This window comes from Paenibacillus sp. IHBB 3054, from assembly GCF_051594305.1.
Taxonomy (GTDB): Bacteria; Bacillota; Bacilli; order Paenibacillales; family Paenibacillaceae; genus Paenibacillus_AQ.
Genome location: NZ_JBOFBG010000009.1, coordinates 138,142 through 156,580, shown reverse-complemented (window position 1 = coordinate 156,580; position 18,439 = coordinate 138,142). Strand labels below are relative to the sequence as shown.

The following is an 18,439-nucleotide window of genomic DNA, read 5'->3' as shown; positions in this document are numbered from 1 at the left end:
ATATGGAACGCGAATTGGCACTGGAGATTGTACGGGTAACTGAATTGGGCGCTTTATCCTCGGCCCGCTGGATTGGCCGGGGCGATAAACATGCGGCGGATGATGCTGCTACGACTGCTATCCGTTCCATGTTCGATTCCGTCTCCATTGACGGGACTGTCGTCATTGGCGAAGGCGAGATGGATGAAGCACCGATGCTCTACATCGGAGAACGGGTCGGGAACAAAAGCGGCCCTTCCGTTGATGTGGCTGTTGATCCGCTGGAGGGCACCGAGGTGGTAGCCTGCGGACTGCACAACGCCCAGTCGGTGATTGCCATTGCCGACCGGGGCAGCCTGCTGCATGCTCCCGACATTTACATGGAGAAGCTCGCCTGCGGCCCCGAGCTGGCCGGCAGGCTCAGCCTCGCAGATCCTGCCGGGGTTACGCTGCGCAAGGCCAGCATGATCACCGGCAAATCGCTCTCCGAGCTGACGGTGATGGTGCTTGACCGCAAGCGGCATGAGGAACTGATCCGCAGCCTGCGCGAAGCGGGCGTACGAATCAAGCTGATCGGCCACGGTGATGTGGCCGGGGCTATCGCCGCCGCGCTGCCGGACAGCGATGTGGATCTGTACATGGGCTCCGGCGGAGCGCCCGAAGGCGTGCTTGCCGCCGCCGCGCTGAAATGCCTCGGCGGAGAGCTCCAGGGAAGACTGCTGCCGGAGGGCCCTTTTGAGATGCAGCGCTGCCTGCATATGGGCATCGACAATCCGACACGCATTCTGTCCATGGAGGATATGGTCGGGACGGGCGATGTTATCTTTGCCGCCACCGGGGTCACCTCCGGTGAATTCCTGAACGGAGTCCGCTTCATCGGCAAGGAACGCGCCGAGACACATTCTGTCATCATGCGGTCACAGAGCCGGACGATCCGTTATATCCGCAGCATCCACTTCCTGCCCGGCAAGGAGATTCCGCAGGGCTACTCGGCCAGACCGAATGCGGCTTTTATGTAAAGGGCCTAACCTATAGCGCAGAGGATATTCCTTCATAACATCAAAACAAGGTTTCCCCGGGGCCCGAAAAGGACCTTGGGGAAACCTTGTTTTCAGTTATCGTGACCAGGAAACTTTCGCTTAATGCATCCGGCTGTGATCTCTCAGCAGCTCATCGCTGGAATCAAGTTTTACCTTGCCTGTTTTGTCCACCCGGGCTTCCTCACGTTTCACTGTATCCTTAACCTGTTCAGTGCCCTGGACTTCGCGCTTATGAACGTCCACTTCACCAGTAACTACCGTGTTCTTGCGAACCTCCACTTGCTCTTCACTTACAGGAATGCGGATCGTCTCATCTTTTCCGATGGGTGTAGCCGTTGAGTCATTATTGACGGATCTGCGCTCAATTACAATCTCCTCATGGGTAACCGGTACATTAATCGTTTTCTGCTCTTCAATAATTTCCTTGCGCACCTGGACTTCACCGGTCTGCACCTTGTTCTTGGACACATCCAGCTGTTCCTCACGCAGGCGCAGCTTGCGGGCTTCATCCTCATCCGTGAATGGATCTGATCCGGTTCGATCCAAATTCGCTATGCCATCCGGAGTTCCGGAATATACATCCCCTGTCATTCCCGGCCGGTTCACATCATCCAGCGCCCGTGTTTCAGGAAGATCATGAACAGGAGCAGAATTCATTGTATCCAGCCCCGTATCCTGACGTCCCTCCAGCCCTGATCCGTTAAATGCAGCATCCACTGTGTCTGTTAAAGAATTGCCGGCCGTCCCCGTAACATCTCCTGCTGCAATATTATCATCCATATAACGGTCGGCATTGGCTGAATTGTGGCTGCGGAACACAGAATATGCTTCTTCGGCCCGTGTATTATCCGCATCCACCATAACCAGAATACGACCTTCATCTACATAATTATCATAACTTTCCGCTTCATCCTCAGGAATGCCGAGACCAATCAGTCCACCGACCAGTCCGCCTGTTCCTGCACCAACAGCAGCTCCTGCCAATGTCGCGGCAATCGGTCCTGCGGCGAGTATCGGTCCGATTCCCGGTATAGCCAGCGCCCCGATTCCTGCAAGAAGCCCGGTGACACCGCCCAGCAAACCGCCGGTAGCCGCACCGGATGCCATACCCTCTGGCGCCTTGGTGCCCATCTCATTATTAATCGCGTCAACATCTTCTTTGTTTCTGGCAATCACGGAGATATCCTCTGTCAGAAATCCTTGGTTCTTCAAGTCTTCAATTGCCCGTGAAGCTTCATGCTCGGTATAAAATACACCTACTATTTTCTTATTCATAACGATTCCCTCCTGATAGTTAAAGTTTGATGTTGCATAATCATTCTTTCATAGCTCTTAATTAACCAAACGATCATGCGCTAAACTGCTTTACTTTAAATTTAAGGAGAGTCCTCAATTATATTTCTCAAACAGGAAATGCACTGGTAAATAAGGGGAATGACACTTTTTGTTCAAACATCTGCTTGGAAAGTTAACTAATCTAACACTAATCTCCCGGATTTATCTCATATATGTAGCCTTTTAGAACAATGCTCTCAACCTCATTACAGAGTTTGCAAAAGAGACTATACTCCTCCTAAAGATACGTCCACAATTCACACAAGATCGAGGAGGCTTAACCATGAATATGCGTTTAAAGGTGTTAAAAAAACATCTGCTCTTCTGCTGCAGCGAGCACTGCAACAATCAGGAGGTAGAGGATGTTATGCAGGCATTCAAGGAACAGCTGGTAGAGCAAGGCATCCATAAGACAGTTAAAATCAACAAAACCAGCTGTCTCGGGCTATGCGGCAACGGACCGTTTGTTATCGTCTACCCTGACGGCATCTGGTACTACAATGTGACGACAGACGATGTTCCGCGCATCGTGGAAGAGCATCTGGTAAACGGCGAGCCTGTGGAAGAACTGGTGATGCTGAAAATGGAGGCATAATCCAGCCTGCTCTGCGAGTCCCTCCCCTCCAAAAGGGGGCTGGGACTTTTTGCGGTTTATCCGCCGTTTCGAATCTATTGTATAATGGGAGCATATCCCGGGCGTTGTCCAGGACAACCTCATACAGGAAAGAGGCTGAAGCATGGCCATATTCAAATATAATTCACAGCGTCCGTTCCGGGGGAATTCCGATCTGCATCTTCATTATTGGGGACGGGAGCAGTGTGCCCCCGGTCATACCGTTGGACCCTGTGTACGCGATTTGTACAAAATCCATTTCATCCACGAAGGTACCGGCAAGGTGGCCGTCGGTGAAGAGACACATACACTTCAGGCGGGTCAGGCCTTTCTGACTTATCCGCATATCGTGACTTATTACGCGGCTGACCTGGATACGCCTTGGAATTATTCATGGATTGCTTTTACCGGAGAAGAAATTGAACACTTGCTGTCCAAAACCTCGCTGTCGCCGGAGCATCCCGTCTTTCCGATGGATGAACTGCTTATGCCCTCACTGTATGATCGGCTGACAGAGGCAGCGGACCGCAGCGATTGCCTGAATCTGCCGCTCAAAGCAATGATGTATGAGTTCTTCTCTCTCCTGCTGAGCAAGGTACCGGCGGCCAAGGATGTATTCCCGATTCCGCGCCAAAAAAGCATTTACGTCGAGCAATGTCTCCACTTCCTGCATGCCCATTACTGTGAAAATGTCACGATGGAGATGATGTCATCTTCCCTTAGGCTGGACCGCAAATACGTATCCGCATTATTTAAACGGACCATCGGCCTTCCGCCGCAGCAGTATCTGCTAAATTACCGGATCGCCAAGGCCTGCGAGCTGCTGACAGAAACCGATTGTACCATCGGTGAGATCTCGCGTTCCGTCGGTTATCAGGACCCGCTGCTCTTCTCCCGCATGTTTAAGAAGGTCAAGGGATGTTCCCCCAAAGGGTACCGCCTCCAGCATGCCGATAATGACATTGTTCTATAAACATCTTCCTTGCTGACATACGTTTGTCGCCGTGCTTTCGCTACAATAGGAACGTACCCGGCAATGTAGTAAACGCTTCCGAAGCCAGTTTTATTGCGAAGGATGTATGAAAGTAATGCTCCATAAAACTTTTAGGAGGAAAACAAAATGTACAACGCGAATCCTGAACGCTACGACCAGATGAAATATAACCGCACCGGCCGAAGCGGCCTGCTCCTGCCTGCCATTTCGCTCGGGCTGTGGCATAACTTTGGCGGCAATGACGTCTTTGAGAACGGACGCGCAATGGTCCGGCGGGCCTTCGATCTGGGAATTACCCATTTCGACCTCGCCAACAACTATGGTCCGCCCGCAGGTTCTGCCGAGGAGAGTTTCGGCCAAATTCTTAAGAAGGACTTCGCCGCTTACCGCGATGAGCTGATCATCTCCAGCAAAGCCGGATATTATATGTGGCCCGGCCCTTATGGCGAATGGGGCTCGAAGAAAAACCTCGTCGCAAGTCTTGATCAGAGTTTGAAGCGGTTGGGACTTGATTATGTGGATATTTACTATCATCACCGTCCGGACCCGAACACGCCGCTGGAGGAAACCATGAGTGCGCTGGATCTCCTGGTGCGCCAAGGCAAAGCGCTGTATGTCGGCATTTCCAACTACAGTGCCGAGCAGGCGCGCGAGGCCGCTCAAATCCTCCGCCGTCTGGGCACACCTTGCCTGATCCACCAGCCCAACTACTCCATGATGTCCCGCTGGATTGAAGACGGCCTGCAGGATGTGCTTGCCGAAGAAGGCGTCGGCACCATCGCCTTCTCGCCGCTGCAAAAAGGCATCCTGACCGACCGTTATCTGAACGGAATTACTGCGGATTCCCGCGCAGCCGGACCCAGCGTATTCCTCTCGGAGAAGGAAATTACCGAAGAGGTCATCGGCAAGGTACGCAAGCTGAATGAACTGGCTGCCGCACGCGGCCAGAAGATGTCGCAGCTTGCCTTGTCGTGGGTGCTTCGCGGCGGCAAAGTCACCTCGGCACTGATTGGCGCAAGCAAGGTAAGCCAGATCGAAGATGCCGTGGCATCCTTGAATGCCCCTGAGCTAAGCGCGGAAGAATTAGAGAAAATCGAAACGATCCTGCGGGGATAACCCTGCATATCACAATAAAAACGGCAATCGCGTCCATACAGCCAGCAGGCTAGACGGCGCGCGATGGCCGTCTTTTGGCATAGGAATGGTATAATGGACACAAAAACAGCACAGAAAGGGTTGCAGAATGAACAAAAACCGTTTGGGCCAATCTGATTTATATGTAAGTGCCATGGGCCTTGGCTGCATGTCCCTGGGGACCGATGAGACTCATGCTGCGGCGATCATTCACGAAGCGCTGGAGCAGGGCATTAATTTCCTGGATACTGCGGATCTATATGATGAGGGACGGAATGAAGAAATCATTGGCAACGCGGTGCGCCATCGGCGTGCGGACGTCATCCTGGCTACGAAGGTCGGCAACCGCAGAATCCCCGGCAAAGAAGGCTGGAGCTGGGACCCTTCCAAAGCCTATATTAAATCAGCAGTAAAAGAGAGCCTTCGCCGGCTGCAGACAGATTATATCGATCTCTATCAGCTGCACGGAGGAACGATCCAAGACCCCATCGACGAGACGATAGAGGCTTTTGAAGAATTGAAGCAGGAAGGCCTCATCCGTTATTACGGGATCTCCTCGATCCGCCCCAATGTGATCCGGGAATACGTGCAGCGCTCCGCTATTATTAGTGTGATGAGCCAATACAGCATCCTGGACAGACGGCCCGAGGAAGAGATCCTGCCTTTACTGGCGGAGCATGGAATCAGCCTGATCGCTCGGGGGCCGCTGGCCGGGGGCATATTAACCGAGCATGGGCACAGCCGCACAGGCAAAGCGTACCTTGATCATGAAGCCGGAGAACTGCCTGGGCTACAGGAGCATTTGATGCAGCAATCCACTGGTTCCCGTACCCTAACGCAAACAGCGCTTCACTATCCGCTGGGGCATCCCGCTGTGGCCGCGATCATTCCCGGCGCGAGCAGTCTGGAGCAGCTGCAGCTGAATATTGCAGCCGCCACGGCCTCACCGCTCTCGCTGCAGGAGCTTGAGGCCGTCCGTCGCGTAAGCAAACCAAACCGCTACACAGTACACCTTTAATTCAATACACGAAGAAGAGGCTATCCCTTGACTGTTGCCGCAGCCGGGATAGCCTCTTCTTCATCGAACTCTGCTGAATTAAGCCAACGTCTATAATATCCTCTACGTCAGCCAAAAAACTGTGTAATGTACAGCATGGCGAGCAGTCCGAAGATAAACGAATAGGTGGAGGGCCGCTCATAGCCATGACCATGACTCTCCGGAATCAGCTCCTTATAGACGATGAAGAGCATAGCTCCGGCAGCAAAAGCCAGTCCGTAACCTACGGCATTATTATGCAAATAGCTGGCCGCGCAATACCCGATGACTGCCGACACCATCTCCATAAGTCCGGTTAAACCGGCCATAAACAATGCTTTTCGCCGGGTTGCCTGCGAATTCATCAGGAAGATGGCCAGAATCAGTCCCTCCGGCATATTTTGCGCACCAATGGCAATCGCCACCATAGGACCCAGGCTGGCCTGCTCGCTGGCATAGCTGAAACCTGTGCTGAGACCCTCGGGAATGTTGTGGATGAACAATGCGATCAAAACAAGCAGCGCCTTGGAATCCATGTTGGTGAATCCGGGTTTGTTCTCCACGTCGATATGCGGGATGTTGTTCTCGATCAGATCGAGCAGCAGCACACCGGTAATCAGTCCCAGCGTCAGAGCGATGATCCCCGACTCCCTTATCGCCTGCGGCATTAGGCCAAAGGTAGACGCAGAAACCATAATTCCGGCGGTGAAGGCGACCAGCACATCCTTCCACAGCTCGGAAAGTTTTTTCACAAACAGGATGGGAACCACTCCGAGAACAGTCGCCATCGCCGACAAAAAGCTGCCAAGCAGCGCAGTCGCCAAGTCTTCAACCCCTTTTATGGACAGGACCTCTTAGACAAGCTTATGCTTGCGGCAGCTTTCATTATGTCTGCTTGTTGATTTTTCTCTAGAGTGAGGGGATCAGCGGCAAGGTCATCAGGTCCTCGTCCAGATAACTGCCGTTGAGCTTCACCGCATTCTGCTCCGTCCCGTAGCAGGTGAATCCCAGCGATTGGTACAGCCGGATGGCTGGAAGGTTATCTGAAAACACTGCCAAATTAAGGATTTCAACTCCCGGAGACTGCTTGGCCCTCACAATCAGCTCCGTCATCAGCAAATGCCCCAGCTTCTGCTTCCGTGCCGAGGGACTCACATACATGGCGTATACATTGCCTTTATGGCTGATCTTGTCTCTGCTCTCACGGACAAATGTGACTACACCAACCAGTTCCTCCTGCCCATTAAAGCCGCCAAGCGTGAATTTGCCGTCCATCGCATGAAGCCTGGTCCGGGTTGTCTCTATCGGCATTCCCAACTCCGCTTCATAGGAGCTGAGGAAAGCCTCAGGATGGTTCAACAACGACTGCAGCCGAATCTCGCGGTATATTTCCGCATCAGCAGAATTAAGAACTCTTATGTACATAGGGCTTATCCCTCCCTCGGCCTGAACTGAAAGATTAATTCCAGATTGTAGGCCATTTCTTTGAATTAGCATAATATATTTTTTAATATTTTAAATATAAAAACCTATTTTTCCCTTCGCTTTTGCGCAATTTTATCGTTCAATACGCCTATTTTTTTACAAAAAACTACTTTTATCTACAATAAAAAGCTAATATCACTTAGGTAGACCTATTTTTATCAAAGGAGGGTTAGTCTCCTAACTGTCCACATTTACAAAAAGTACTATTAAACGAAAGCTGGTGTCGTATTGAGAAGGAAGAACAAGGTACGCAGAAATACTCTTATTGTACTATTATGTATTTGTTTGAATCTAATGTCCTTTGGTCAAGCTTTTGCCGCATCTGGTGCTTCTGGGACTTCCGTTGCAGCAAAAGACATATCCGGCCACTGGTCAGAGAACGTCTTAAAAGAATGGCAGCAGCAAGGGTTACTTTCAGGTTATCAAGATGGAACCCTTCAGCCTGACCACAAGATTACCCGCGCGGAATTTGCAGCATTGATTAACAAATCTTTCGGTTATACAAACACAGCGGAAATTGCTTATAAAGATGTTAAAGCATCTAATTGGTTCTACGCGGATATTGCAAAAGCAACTGCCGCAGGATACATAAAAGGATACACTGATCAGACGTTTAGACCTAACCAGCCGCTTACCCGTGAAGAAATGGCAGCCATTGTGAGCTCTATTCTTAAGCTGAGCGCCACCGATTCACCTGCTGCATTTTCGGATACAGCTGTAGGCCACCAGTGGAGCAAGCTCCAGATTAATGCCATTGCTCAAGCTGGACTTATGAGTGGAAATGATCAAAAATTCAGACCGCTCGACACAGCCACCAGAGCAGAAGCAGTCAGTGTGCTTGACCGGGCATTGAAGTTTGCAGCGGCCAAATCCTCTGAAAAGGTCGTTTATGACAAAGCCGGGAACTATGGCCCGGAGACAGGTCTTACTACAGTAAAGGGTTCGGTATATATTGAAGCGCCAGGAGTTGTACTGAACAACACGCTTATCACAGGTGATCTGGTGATTGGTGAAGGCGTTGGCAAAGGTGATGTGACGCTAAAGAATGTCACTGTTAAAGGCACCACTACCATTGCCGGAGGCGGTAAAAACAGTATCCACGTAGTGGATTCAGTCCTGGTAACCGTCATTGTCAATAAAAAAGACGGAAGTATCCGAATCGTTACTGAAGGTGCCAGCTCGGTTGAACAGATCACGCTGCAATCCGGCGCGCTACTGGAAGAAGGCAACGGCACAGGCAGCGGCTTCGGCAATGTCGATCTCTCCGCAGCAATTCCGGCAAATGCACAGGTATCCTTAGCCGGATCCTTCGAGACGGTGGATGTTATGGCAACCTCCATTCAAGTAAACCTGAGTTCCGGTTCGATCGGCCAGCTTCAAGTGGCTCCCGGCGCCGGAAATACGGGAATTGACATTACAGGCGGAGCCCGCATCAATGCTCTAATTCTAAATGCCATTGCCAGAGTAACCGGAACAGGCTCCATTGGCACTGCCTCAATCAATGCCAACGGTTCAACTCTTGCCCAGACTCCTGAGCATGTAAACTACGGCAATAATGCTACAGCTGTCATCGGCACTCCGGTTGTTTCCGGAGGCGGCTCATCCGGCGGTTCGTCCGGTGGTTCATCTGGTGACTCATCCGGCGGTTCAAACGGCGGTTCAAACGGCAGCAATCCAGGCACTGTGACAGAGACAGTGTATGGCTTCGAAGGCGTAATTACGGATGTAGACGATCAGCCCGTAGCAGATATGACGATCCATTTCCGTAGAGGCCTCGGAGCAACTACAGGCGAAATCGCAGCAACTGTGGTTACGGATGCGGCAGGTAAATATTTTGCCAATCTGGCCCCTGGCGTTTACACCGGTGAATTATCGAAATCCGGATTTATTACTACTCACGTTGTTGGTGCTTCGCTGAGTACTCATAAGAATATTAACCAGAATGCCACAGCAATTAAAATCCCTGCCAACGACGAAATTCGAATTGTACTCACTTGGGATTTGCTTCCGCTGGATGAAGATTCACATCTGATTGGCGCTGCACCCAATAATAGGTCATTCCATACCTGGTACGGCGATAGAGTATATAGTTATAATAATGAAACTTATGCCGATCTGGACCATGACGATGTAAATTCTTACGGTCCGGAGACGACCACCATTCGTAAACGTGTGGATGGAAAGTACACCTTCTTCGTTCACAACTTCAGCGGAAACGGCACAGCCGGAGCGAACACTTTAACCGCTTCCGGTGCCAAAGTAGAAATTTACAACGGCCACAATGCCACGCCTGTTAAAACGTACCACATTCCCGTTACAGACACCAAGATGCTATACTGGTACGTTTTTGATATGAACGTATCCGGCAGCGAATTGACCTTTGTGGACAAGAACATGCTGACGGACACGGCTCCAAAGTCTGATCTTGATCAAGACAATGGTCAGGATACTGAGAGTCCTACTGTTAATACAAACTTCCTGAGTGTAGAAAATCATGCCGGTGCCAATGACGTTGTAAATGTGAGAAGCCTTGAACCCGGAGATGTGGTTTCTGTCTACGCAGATGAGCTTGACGACAGCATGTTATTGCAAACTGCAACAGTGGCCGAAGGATCAACCAGCGTTAAGCTGACAGGTCTTGATTTCGGCGCAGACAGCACCACTGTCTATATTTCCTTAAAGAAACCGAACCTTTCGGAGAGCCATGCTGTACCTATACCTGTCTACTCCGAAGCACAATATGCCGAACTGGAAACAACGATCGCCGCTTCATTTAAGGATCAAGTACTGCCTGGCACAATGACTGTGGGAGATGTCGTTTATCTGCCTGATCCACAGCAGCCGCTGCCAAGGGATCTCCGCGTAACTGTGTTGAATTATGATCGCCCTTCCACAGTGACTGATGATGTATACATCCTAAGAGATTACACGGTATGGTACATGAATTACAACGGCACCGCAGATCCTGTCGACTATAGCATCAAACTGGAATTAAAACGCGACTTTTCCGCGGTTACCAAAGAAATTATTATTACGGTCCCTAGTGTATTCACCGCGCTGCCTGATTCTGTTGAACTAGCCGATAAAATGCTGCTGGATGGCTCAACTCATCCCGGCCTTGCGGAAGCTGTAACTGTTGCCAAAGCGGTTATAAACAACACCGACGCAACTGCGGCAGATTGGCTCGAAGCCATAAAAGCTCTTCATGAAATTTTTAATCAAATTGCAAGAGAAAACGAATAGTTCATTAAGCAGATCCAAGTATACGTATAAGTTAACGCTAAACAGCCAGGCTTCCCGGAGCCTGGCTGTTTGGTGTAGCTATAGCTTCTGCGTTTTATTATAGCTTCAGCGTATTGATTTCCGACTTTCGCTGCAATGAGGAATAACGTAAGCACCTGGATCCCGGAATGCTAGGCAGTACTGGATTATGTAATTAAAAAGCAGTGGTTCAGACTGGAGCCCTACGCCTCCCGGGTATCACCCATCGCCTTCTGGATCTCAATTAAGGCATGTTCCCCCTCTTGTATGATTGCAGAAAATGTAGCAGAATTGCTCAATCTCCAGCCAAAAAATGAATCTGCTGCATTTCCTGCAGTAGATTCTATTAGGCAGGATGAAGACTGTGGCTATGCTCAGAAGGATAGTTGTACTCTGTGCAGCTAAAACGCACAAATCAGGCCCCTTCTATGAGTTAGATGTATTTCGTACACTTAAAATTCGCAATTCAAGTCAACTACGCTAGATCGCGCAAATATAAGTGTACGGAGTACAATTATCTGTAATTTGTCTTCAAAACCCCTGAATTTAGTTGTACGAAGTACACTTAGCCGACTTCAACTGCTAATGTTCCTGCACTCACTCCAATTTTATACTACTGCTGTTAACCTTACTATTGCCGCTTTTACTCCGCACTTATCACCTAATTGCCTAATTACCTAATTACCTACTCACCTGTTCACCTGCTGGTGCTTTAATCCTCCGACGCCGCTTCCTCACTCCTACTCAATTCCTGCTCCCCTCAATCACCCGCTACTCAAACAGACTCAAATACCGCCCTAGACCGTTTCCCTCCAGCTCCTCCTTGGGAATAAACCGCAGTGCGGCGGAGTTGATGCGGTAGTGCTGCTTCGTCGGCTCCGGGCCGTCGTGGAACAGATGTCCCAGATAGGCTCCGCTCAGCCTGCTCCGCAACGCCGTCCGCACTTGACCGCTGCTGTAGTCCGCTTCCCTGCGGATCAGTCCCTCCTCAATAGGTCTGGTAAAACCGGGCCAGCCGGTGCCGGAAGCGAATTTATCGGCTGAGCTGAACAGCGGATCGCTGCTCAGCACGTCAACATACAGCCCTTCACGAAAATGGTCCCAATATTCATTCTGGTAAGGCGGCTCCGTACCCTTATTCTGCGTGACTTCGTATTGCAGCCCGGTCAGCTGCTTACGCAGCCGCTCCCGGTCTTCGCGGTTGTTCCAGTGCTGCTCAGCGAATTCGCCTCGGCCCGAGCCCTTCAGATACATTTTATAATCCAACGGGTGGGTCTTATAGTAATCCTGATGTAAAGCCTCCGCCGGATAAAACGGGGCAGCAGGCAGAATCTCCGTCACAATCAGAGCTTTGAACCGCTTGCTTGCCTTCAGCGCTTCCTTCGAGGCTTCCGCCTTCTCCCGTTGCTCTTCGCTGTGCACGAAGATCGCCGTCCGGTAGGAATAGCCCCGATCCATAAATTGCCCGCCCTTATCGGTAGGATCTATGAGCTGCCAATATATCTCCAGCAGACGCTCATACGGGAATAGCTCCGGCTCATAGGTGATCTGCACCGCCTCAATATGCCCTGTGGTCTCCGTTCCCACTTCCTCATAAGTCGGATTCACTGTATGCCCGCCGGTATAGCCAGACACCACCGAAATAATGCCCGGCAGCTCGTCGAACGGCTTGACCATACACCAGAAGCAGCCGCCGGCGAAGGTGGCGAGTTGTTGTACAGCTTTGTCTCCATTCATAAGAACTACTCCCTCCGAATTTAGTCCAGGCACTTCATCCGTCCATGCTGGAATTCCATTATATATGAATATCCTGCTTCTCCAAAGAAATCAGGGCAACCGGTAAGCAAACGAGGATAACAATAACCGGAATGAGCACCGCTTGAATGTAATCTCCCGCACCCGACAGCAGGATCTGCTCCGAGTCCGCTACATACATCCCGGAAAATTTCATGATTTGCGTCATCAGGGAATGATCCGATACCCATTTCAAGAATGCCGAAGACGAATCCTTGAGATAACCTGTAAGAAGTAAATTACCGAAAATAAAGAAAAAGGTTGCCACCACAGCGGAAGCCGCTTTACGGATCAGCACCCCCAGCATCATGATTACGGCGCAATAAGCCGCCAAATATAAGATATTCAACCCGAAAGCCCTGACCGCCTGAATGGAATCCTCTCTTAAGCTCTCCATCCCGATAGGAGATCCGGTAACGAGCGCCGCAGCCAGATATAAGATGGAGAAGAGTCCGAAAAATTGCAGCAGCCACCAAAAAATCGCCAGCAGCTCCAGCATATATTTACCCATATAATACCCCGGTCGGCTCTGCCCCGAAGCGATTATATTCTGCACCGAACCGTATTCAAAACCTTCTGTAGAGAAAAAGCAGGCATGCATCGGGATAACCAGATATAGAAACAGGGAGAATGAACCGGCGAGCTTTAAGGGCTGCATGGGACTGCTTAATTCATACCCGCCATGGTTCCCGATGATCACAACCAGCAGAATGGATCCCAGCACAAAAACAGCATTGATGCTTTTGAACGCCAGATCTTTTCGCAAATAATAAATTTCAGCCTGCAAAAAATTCCTCATTGACCTTTACCTCCAATCAGATCCATATAATAGTGTTCCAGATTAGGCGCGGACAGGTTGAACCCTTCAACCGGAATTCCCTGCTGCAGGAGAACCGTCATCAGCTGCTCCAAATCTGCGACTTCCTTAGGGATCTCAATGGCCCCGGCAGTATTGATGGAGATGTCTTCAAGCTGCAGCTTCTCCTTCAAAAGAGCCATAGCAGCAGCCGGATGAGGTGTAGAAATTGTGATCATTGACTGTGCCGATTGCAGTAATTCTCCGGCAGAGACCTCTTTGATCAGCCCGCCCTGATGTATGAACCCGTATTTTGTCGCCAGCAGCTGAAGCTCACCTAGAATGTGGCTGGAGATCAATATCGTTACCCCCTGCTCATGCGCCAGCAGCTCCAGAATCCTCCGCATTTCCACAATCCCCACAGGGTCCAGCCCGTTGATAGGCTCGTCCAGTACAAGGAACTTCGGATGGTTAAGCAGCGCGATGGCGAGTCCGAGACGCTGGCGCATGCCGAGGGAATATTGCGAGGTTTTTTTGCTTCCGGCATCCGTTAACGCTACAGTCTGCAGCACCTCCCCGATTCTTGCTTTATCCTGAATTCCAAAGATCCGGCAATAAAAACCCAGGTTCTCCTCGGCGTTCATATGCGGATAAAGAGACGGCGTTTCAATCAGAAACCCAACCTGCCGCCTGGCACGGATAAGCTCCTGCTTTTCCCGCTGGCCAAACAGTGAAACTTCTCCGCTTGTCGGGTGTACAAGCCCGCCGATCACTTTCATCAGCGTACTTTTCCCGGCACCATTCTCCCCGACAAATCCGTAGATATCCCCCTCTTCAATAGTCATATTCAAATGCTGAAGCGCAAACGCGGAGCCATACTTTTTAGTCAGCTCTCTGGTTTCGAACACAAGCGGTTTCAATCAGAACACTCCTTCATCTCGCTGATATGTCTACTCGGCTACCTTATCATGGGTAAGCGGTCCGGCCACACCGTCTGCTATTTTTAGGCAGATTATTGTCGTTTTTAAGGAGCACTTCATAACATCTGGCCCGTTTTTCCCTGGAAATGTATAATAGAGCGATAAATACGGAACGGAGTGAAGGTATGATTCATATCGCCGTTTGTGACGACGATCTGCAGGCTGCAGGACAGATTGAGAACCTGATTTTAGATGCCCGGCACCAATGTTCGGAAGAGCTCAAGGTATCCCTCTATTACTCCGGGGAAAGTTTCGCCCAGGCTCTTCAGGACGGAGACCGCTTTGACCTTATTTTCATGGATATTGAAATGGGTGGAATGGATGGAATCACAGCGGGGCAAGTACTGCGGGAAGATGACGGAAATGATCTTGTACAATTGATTTATATCTCCAGCCATGAGCAGTATCATCTGCAGCTGTTCGATGTGCGGCCGTCGGGTTTTATTAAGAAGCCGGTTGAACCGGAAGCATTCATACATAAGCTTATTCCCGCCTTGCAAAAGGCCATACGTACCCGCCAGCAGGGCAAAACCAACTTCCTGCCGGTACAGCAAAAAGGAAAGGAGCTGCTGATCCCTTTTCGGGACATCCTCTATTTGGAGAGCAGCATCAGACGGGTTTCCCTTATCACGAAGGACAGGGAGATCCATTATTACGGCATGCTTAAGGATGAGGAGCGCAAGCTGCCCGGCGGTCATTTTGTGCGGATTCACCAATCTTACATTGTGAACTTTTTCTTTATTAAAGAAATCAGTGCGAAGAGGGTTACGCTAGTCAGCGGCAAGGAGCTGCCGGTCAGCGAGAAGCACAGCTTATCCGTGCGGAAAGCCTACCTCAGCTTTAGGGGGACGCTCGTATGAATACCATGCTGCGGGAAGAGCTGCTGTATCTCATCACTTTTCCGCTGATTCCTGTAATCCTTCATTATTTCTTCAGCCGCAGCTTCACCTGCCGGATCAAGAGCAACCCTTATCTTGTCCTGATCTACGCTCTCTATATGGCTTGTCATCTCGCGCTGCATCACAGCCAGCTTCCGGACATGGTTCTGCTCACCGCAAATACCGGCTTGATCTTCTTGTTATCACTGCTCTACCGGGGGGATAACCTGTGGAGGGGGTATTCCGCTTTTTTTGTTACGGCTCTCATCTTTCTTGGCGAAGCCGTGATGCCGTTTGCGTATACGGATAGCGGATACATAGCAAACCTCTTTCTTTCCAAGCTGCTGGTATTGTCACTCGTATACCTTCTGCTGCGAATCACCAAAGGGGAAGGGCGCGGTAATTTAGCGGGATGGTACTGGAGTCTGCTGCTGGTCTGCCCTGTTCTGAGCGTTATTACTTTGGTCTCGCTGTCGGACAACTTCTTCTTCCAGGCGTATCCCAACCTGTTCCCCGTGGTACCTACCCTGCTGCTGGCGATCAACTGCCTGATTTTTGTGCTCAGCGACCATATCCTATGCGTGCAGTCCGAGAGAAGCAAACGTCTGCTGCTGGAACAGCAGAACACCTACTATGTTAACCAATATCTGATGACCCGGGACAAGCAGGAGGAAGCCTTCAAATTTCAGCATGACTTCAAAAATATCCTGCTTGGCCTGCGCGCAGGGCTTGCCAAAGATGAAGAAACTTCCGTCCATGAACTGGACCGTCTGCTGGGCACGATTGGACAGCCTGCAGGCAGCTGCGATACTGGAAACCCGGTCATTGATGCGATGATCAGCTACAAGGAGCAGACCGCAGGCAGCTATGACACCCCCTTTCGCTTAGAGCTGAACATTCCGCCGCAGCTTGAGCTGGACACTACGGTGATCAGCGTCATTCTCGGCAATACCCTGGACAATGCAATTGAAGCCTGCCGGGAGACCTTTAATCAGGAGCGTTATGTCTTGATCCATATGCATTATCTGAATGACAGCTTGTTCATAAAAATTCAGAATCCGTATGCCCATGAAATCAGCACCAACCGTTATGGTGAAATCTCTTCGACCAAGGCCGATACACGGTCGCATGGCATCGGACTGCGAAACATCCGGAAAACTGTGGAGGAATGGGGCGGCCTGCTGGATATTACCTATGACAGCGGTTTGTTTCAAGTGGAGGTCGTTCTGTTCCATATCCCAAGAAAGCTTGCCGTTTCCGGTTGAAGCCGCGCAAAAAATAACGGAAAGCACAAACCTTTCACTTCAGCCACGTCTTTAAGAATGGGAGCAGGGATTAAATTATAAATACAACAAGAAGCACACAAGAAGCCTTTCCTTGCAAGCAGCGGCAGAGCATTGCCTTAACCGGAGCCAGCGGATATATCGGGCAGCATTTACTGAAGCAGTTAACGGACGAATATCATGTAATTGCATTGTCCAGACACGGAGACTCTAAGAAAAACAGCCCGCAAGAACGGAATTAAACAAATCATTTATTTAAGCGGAATTATCCCTGATCATATCCCGCAGGAACAGCTGTCACGCCATCTGCGCAGCCGGCTGGAGGTGGAGCGTGTGCTTGGTTCTTACGGTGTGCCTGTAACCACTGTACGTGCCGGACTGATTGTCGGGCCGCAAGGCTCCTCCTTCCCCATCCTGGCGAAGCTGGTCCGGCGTCTGCCGGTTATGGTGCTGCCGAAATGGACGCGCACCCAGACCCATCCCATTGCCCTGTCAGACGTGCTGCTTGCTTTGAAGAATAGTATAGGCAACACCGTATTAAACGGCCGTGCGATTGATGTAGGCGGCCCTGACAGCATGAGCAGATGGACAGCACAGCAGCTGCTTCTGTCATGCCTAATGAAAAGAGCTTCGAAAACCAACGCGATTAATACTGGCCCCAGCTTATTACATCATGCCGCCCATACCGCCCAAGCAATCTATCATAGCTAACCCTCAGCCTAGCTTGCATCAGAAATACAGAAACTCATCCCCATAAAAGCCGGAAATACAGCACCAAGTGGAAACGGATACCGTCCTCAAAAGGACGGTACCCGTTTCAGCGAGAAATAGAAGGATAATTTATAGCGTGAAACATATAAATTCTTATCTTTAAAAAAACCACCTCCAGGTGGCTTATTTGTCTTTATTGCTCTCCCAAATGTCCTTATGCGTCCAACCTGCATGCACTAGAAGGAGCAGTGTCAGGATCATAACAAACTCTCTGAAACTATTGGAAGTACTCTCTATGTTGTATCCAAAAACAATATTCAACCGGCCCCACATCAGATTGAGGCAGAGCAGCGCGACGGTAATGTAGGTCACCCATACACTGCGGAGGTACAAATTATAACTCCGCTGCGGGCCGCGTCCGATGAAATATTTACTGTAACGGATCACATAGGCGGTGAACACGAAAAATGCAAAGGCTTCCAGTGTGAATATAGTTAAATCAATAATTTCCATGAAGGTCATCTCCTCTCTTGCCTAAGCCGGAACGGTGCAGGTCAATAAGGCTTTCGATATCATTCGATTCATAGGCTTCCTGGATTCTGCCTAGTTTTTCAATCTCCCGTTTTACACGACTGGGTTTGATCTCGCTCTTTCTGAATATATCGAGGAGCTTCACTTGTCGACGACCTCCTCACCATTGGTTTTATCGGTGCTCCCTCTTTCTATTAGAAGTTTGACGAGTGTACGATTGTATTGGTTAAGCTGTTTCTCGTTCTCCTCATCGCGTTTCTGATAGTTCTGAATGATCTTTTCCTTACTGGCTAACTGCCTAACGCTCCAGATTAATGCAATAGAGAGAAGGACATTGAGCACGACTGAACCGCTGTTGTCGTTGAATAGGCCAGTCAATGCGTTCAAATCCATCATCATCCCCCCGTTCGTTGTTGGTCTGAGATTCCTGTTGTTTCCGGGTCCAAGCATAATCTGCTCAACCTGTCCAACCTTTCGGCACAAGACATATCATGCTTCGAGCCGGAAGATCGTATATTGTAATCTATTCTTTTTTTATGATTTTGATTGGGTAAAATAGTATTTTGTTAGAATTGCTCGCCTTCCACCT

The 18,439-nt window shown here is 50.1% G+C and carries 19 protein-coding genes; 10 read left to right on the top strand and 9 right to left on the bottom strand.

What is annotated here, in order from left to right; all coding sequences use genetic code 11:
- Positions 1-2: 2 nt before the first annotated feature.
- On the top strand, positions 3-998 hold the full coding sequence (gene glpX / locus ACQ76X_RS13205) for a class II fructose-bisphosphatase (RefSeq protein WP_038586750.1): 996 nt from the start codon (positions 3-5) through the stop codon (positions 996-998).
- Positions 999-1,118: 120 nt separating this feature from the next.
- Here glpX and ACQ76X_RS13200 read toward each other — a convergent pair whose 3' ends face one another.
- Positions 1,119-2,294, bottom strand: coding sequence for a YsnF/AvaK domain-containing protein (locus ACQ76X_RS13200; protein WP_438494384.1), 1,176 nt, complete (start codon positions 2,292-2,294; stop codon positions 1,119-1,121).
- Positions 2,295-2,637: 343 nt separating this feature from the next.
- Between ACQ76X_RS13200 and ACQ76X_RS13195 the strand changes: the two genes are divergently transcribed.
- The 4 genes from ACQ76X_RS13195 (at position 2,638) to ACQ76X_RS13180 (ending at position 6,113) form a co-directional block, all read left to right on the top strand.
- Positions 2,638-2,949: a (2Fe-2S) ferredoxin domain-containing protein gene (locus ACQ76X_RS13195; protein ID WP_076114424.1), complete on the top strand. Its 312-nt coding sequence runs from the start codon at positions 2,638-2,640 to the stop codon at positions 2,947-2,949.
- 142 nt (positions 2,950-3,091) lie between these two features.
- Complete coding sequence (locus tag ACQ76X_RS13190) at positions 3,092-3,940, top strand: AraC family transcriptional regulator (protein ID WP_438494381.1); 849 nt, start codon at positions 3,092-3,094, stop codon at positions 3,938-3,940.
- Positions 3,941-4,087: 147 nt separating this feature from the next.
- Positions 4,088-5,077 carry an aldo/keto reductase gene (locus tag ACQ76X_RS13185; RefSeq protein WP_438494379.1) on the top strand — a complete coding sequence of 330 codons (990 nt, stop codon included), beginning with the start codon at positions 4,088-4,090 and terminating at the stop codon, positions 5,075-5,077.
- A 127-nt stretch (positions 5,078-5,204) separates the two neighbouring features.
- Entirely contained in the window at positions 5,205-6,113 is a 909-nt protein-coding gene (locus ACQ76X_RS13180) for an aldo/keto reductase (protein ID WP_438494377.1), read from the top strand.
- Between the two features lie 107 nt (positions 6,114-6,220).
- Here ACQ76X_RS13180 and ACQ76X_RS13175 read toward each other — a convergent pair whose 3' ends face one another.
- Positions 6,221-6,955, bottom strand: a complete 735-nt coding sequence (locus ACQ76X_RS13175) for a ZIP family metal transporter (RefSeq protein ID WP_438494375.1) — start codon at positions 6,953-6,955, stop codon at positions 6,221-6,223.
- An 85-nt stretch (positions 6,956-7,040) separates the two neighbouring features.
- Positions 7,041-7,556: a GNAT family N-acetyltransferase gene (locus ACQ76X_RS13170; RefSeq protein ID WP_438494373.1), complete on the bottom strand. Its 516-nt coding sequence runs from the start codon at positions 7,554-7,556 to the stop codon at positions 7,041-7,043.
- A gap of 288 nt (positions 7,557-7,844) precedes the next feature.
- On the opposite strand from ACQ76X_RS13170, the gene ACQ76X_RS13165 reads away from it, so the two are divergent.
- Positions 7,845-10,859, top strand: coding sequence for an S-layer homology domain-containing protein (locus ACQ76X_RS13165; RefSeq protein WP_438494372.1), 3,015 nt, complete (start codon positions 7,845-7,847; stop codon positions 10,857-10,859).
- Between the two features lie 789 nt (positions 10,860-11,648).
- On the opposite strand, the gene msrA is transcribed toward ACQ76X_RS13165, so the two are convergent.
- Genes msrA through ACQ76X_RS13150 form a run of 3 tightly spaced genes read right to left on the bottom strand, consistent with a single transcriptional unit; the run spans position 11,649 to position 14,387 of the window.
- Positions 11,649-12,614 (bottom strand): peptide-methionine (S)-S-oxide reductase MsrA, encoded by a 966-nt coding sequence (gene msrA, locus ACQ76X_RS13160; protein WP_438494371.1) that lies wholly within the window; start codon positions 12,612-12,614, stop codon positions 11,649-11,651.
- A gap of 58 nt (positions 12,615-12,672) precedes the next feature.
- Complete coding sequence (locus ACQ76X_RS13155; RefSeq protein ID WP_438494369.1) at positions 12,673-13,470, bottom strand: hypothetical protein; 798 nt, start codon at positions 13,468-13,470, stop codon at positions 12,673-12,675.
- Positions 13,467-14,387 (bottom strand): ATP-binding cassette domain-containing protein, encoded by a 921-nt coding sequence (locus ACQ76X_RS13150; protein ID WP_438494367.1) that lies wholly within the window; start codon positions 14,385-14,387, stop codon positions 13,467-13,469. Before ACQ76X_RS13150 ends, ACQ76X_RS13155 begins: the two co-directional genes overlap by 4 nt.
- Positions 14,388-14,572: 185 nt before the next feature.
- Here ACQ76X_RS13150 and ACQ76X_RS13145 point away from each other — a divergent pair, with 185 nt between their 5' ends.
- From ACQ76X_RS13145 to ACQ76X_RS13130, 4 genes are all read left to right on the top strand, one after another.
- Complete coding sequence (locus tag ACQ76X_RS13145) at positions 14,573-15,307, top strand: LytR/AlgR family response regulator transcription factor (RefSeq protein WP_438494366.1); 735 nt, start codon at positions 14,573-14,575, stop codon at positions 15,305-15,307.
- Positions 15,304-16,590 (top strand): ATP-binding protein, encoded by a 1,287-nt coding sequence (locus ACQ76X_RS13140; RefSeq protein WP_438494364.1) that lies wholly within the window; start codon positions 15,304-15,306, stop codon positions 16,588-16,590. The genes ACQ76X_RS13145 and ACQ76X_RS13140 overlap by 4 nt, the downstream gene beginning before the upstream one ends.
- 74 nt (positions 16,591-16,664) lie before the next feature.
- Positions 16,665-16,850 (top strand): NAD-dependent epimerase/dehydratase family protein, encoded by a 186-nt coding sequence (locus tag ACQ76X_RS13135; protein WP_438494454.1) that lies wholly within the window; start codon positions 16,665-16,667, stop codon positions 16,848-16,850.
- Complete coding sequence (locus tag ACQ76X_RS13130; RefSeq protein ID WP_438494362.1) at positions 16,795-17,319, top strand: hypothetical protein; 525 nt, start codon at positions 16,795-16,797, stop codon at positions 17,317-17,319. The genes ACQ76X_RS13135 and ACQ76X_RS13130 overlap by 56 nt, the downstream gene beginning before the upstream one ends.
- A gap of 183 nt (positions 17,320-17,502) precedes the next feature.
- Here the strand turns inward: ACQ76X_RS13130 and ACQ76X_RS13125 are convergent, their stop codons facing one another.
- Genes ACQ76X_RS13125 through ACQ76X_RS13115 form a run of 3 tightly spaced genes read right to left on the bottom strand, consistent with a single transcriptional unit; the run spans position 17,503 to position 18,300 of the window.
- Positions 17,503-17,832 (bottom strand): hypothetical protein, encoded by a 330-nt coding sequence (locus tag ACQ76X_RS13125; protein WP_438494360.1) that lies wholly within the window; start codon positions 17,830-17,832, stop codon positions 17,503-17,505.
- Positions 17,819-17,995, bottom strand: coding sequence for a hypothetical protein (locus ACQ76X_RS13120; RefSeq protein ID WP_156130817.1), 177 nt, complete (start codon positions 17,993-17,995; stop codon positions 17,819-17,821). The genes ACQ76X_RS13125 and ACQ76X_RS13120 overlap by 14 nt, the downstream gene beginning before the upstream one ends.
- Positions 17,992-18,300: a hypothetical protein gene (locus ACQ76X_RS13115; RefSeq protein ID WP_438494358.1), complete on the bottom strand. Its 309-nt coding sequence runs from the start codon at positions 18,298-18,300 to the stop codon at positions 17,992-17,994. Before ACQ76X_RS13115 ends, ACQ76X_RS13120 begins: the two co-directional genes overlap by 4 nt.
- Positions 18,301-18,439 lie beyond the last annotated feature (139 nt).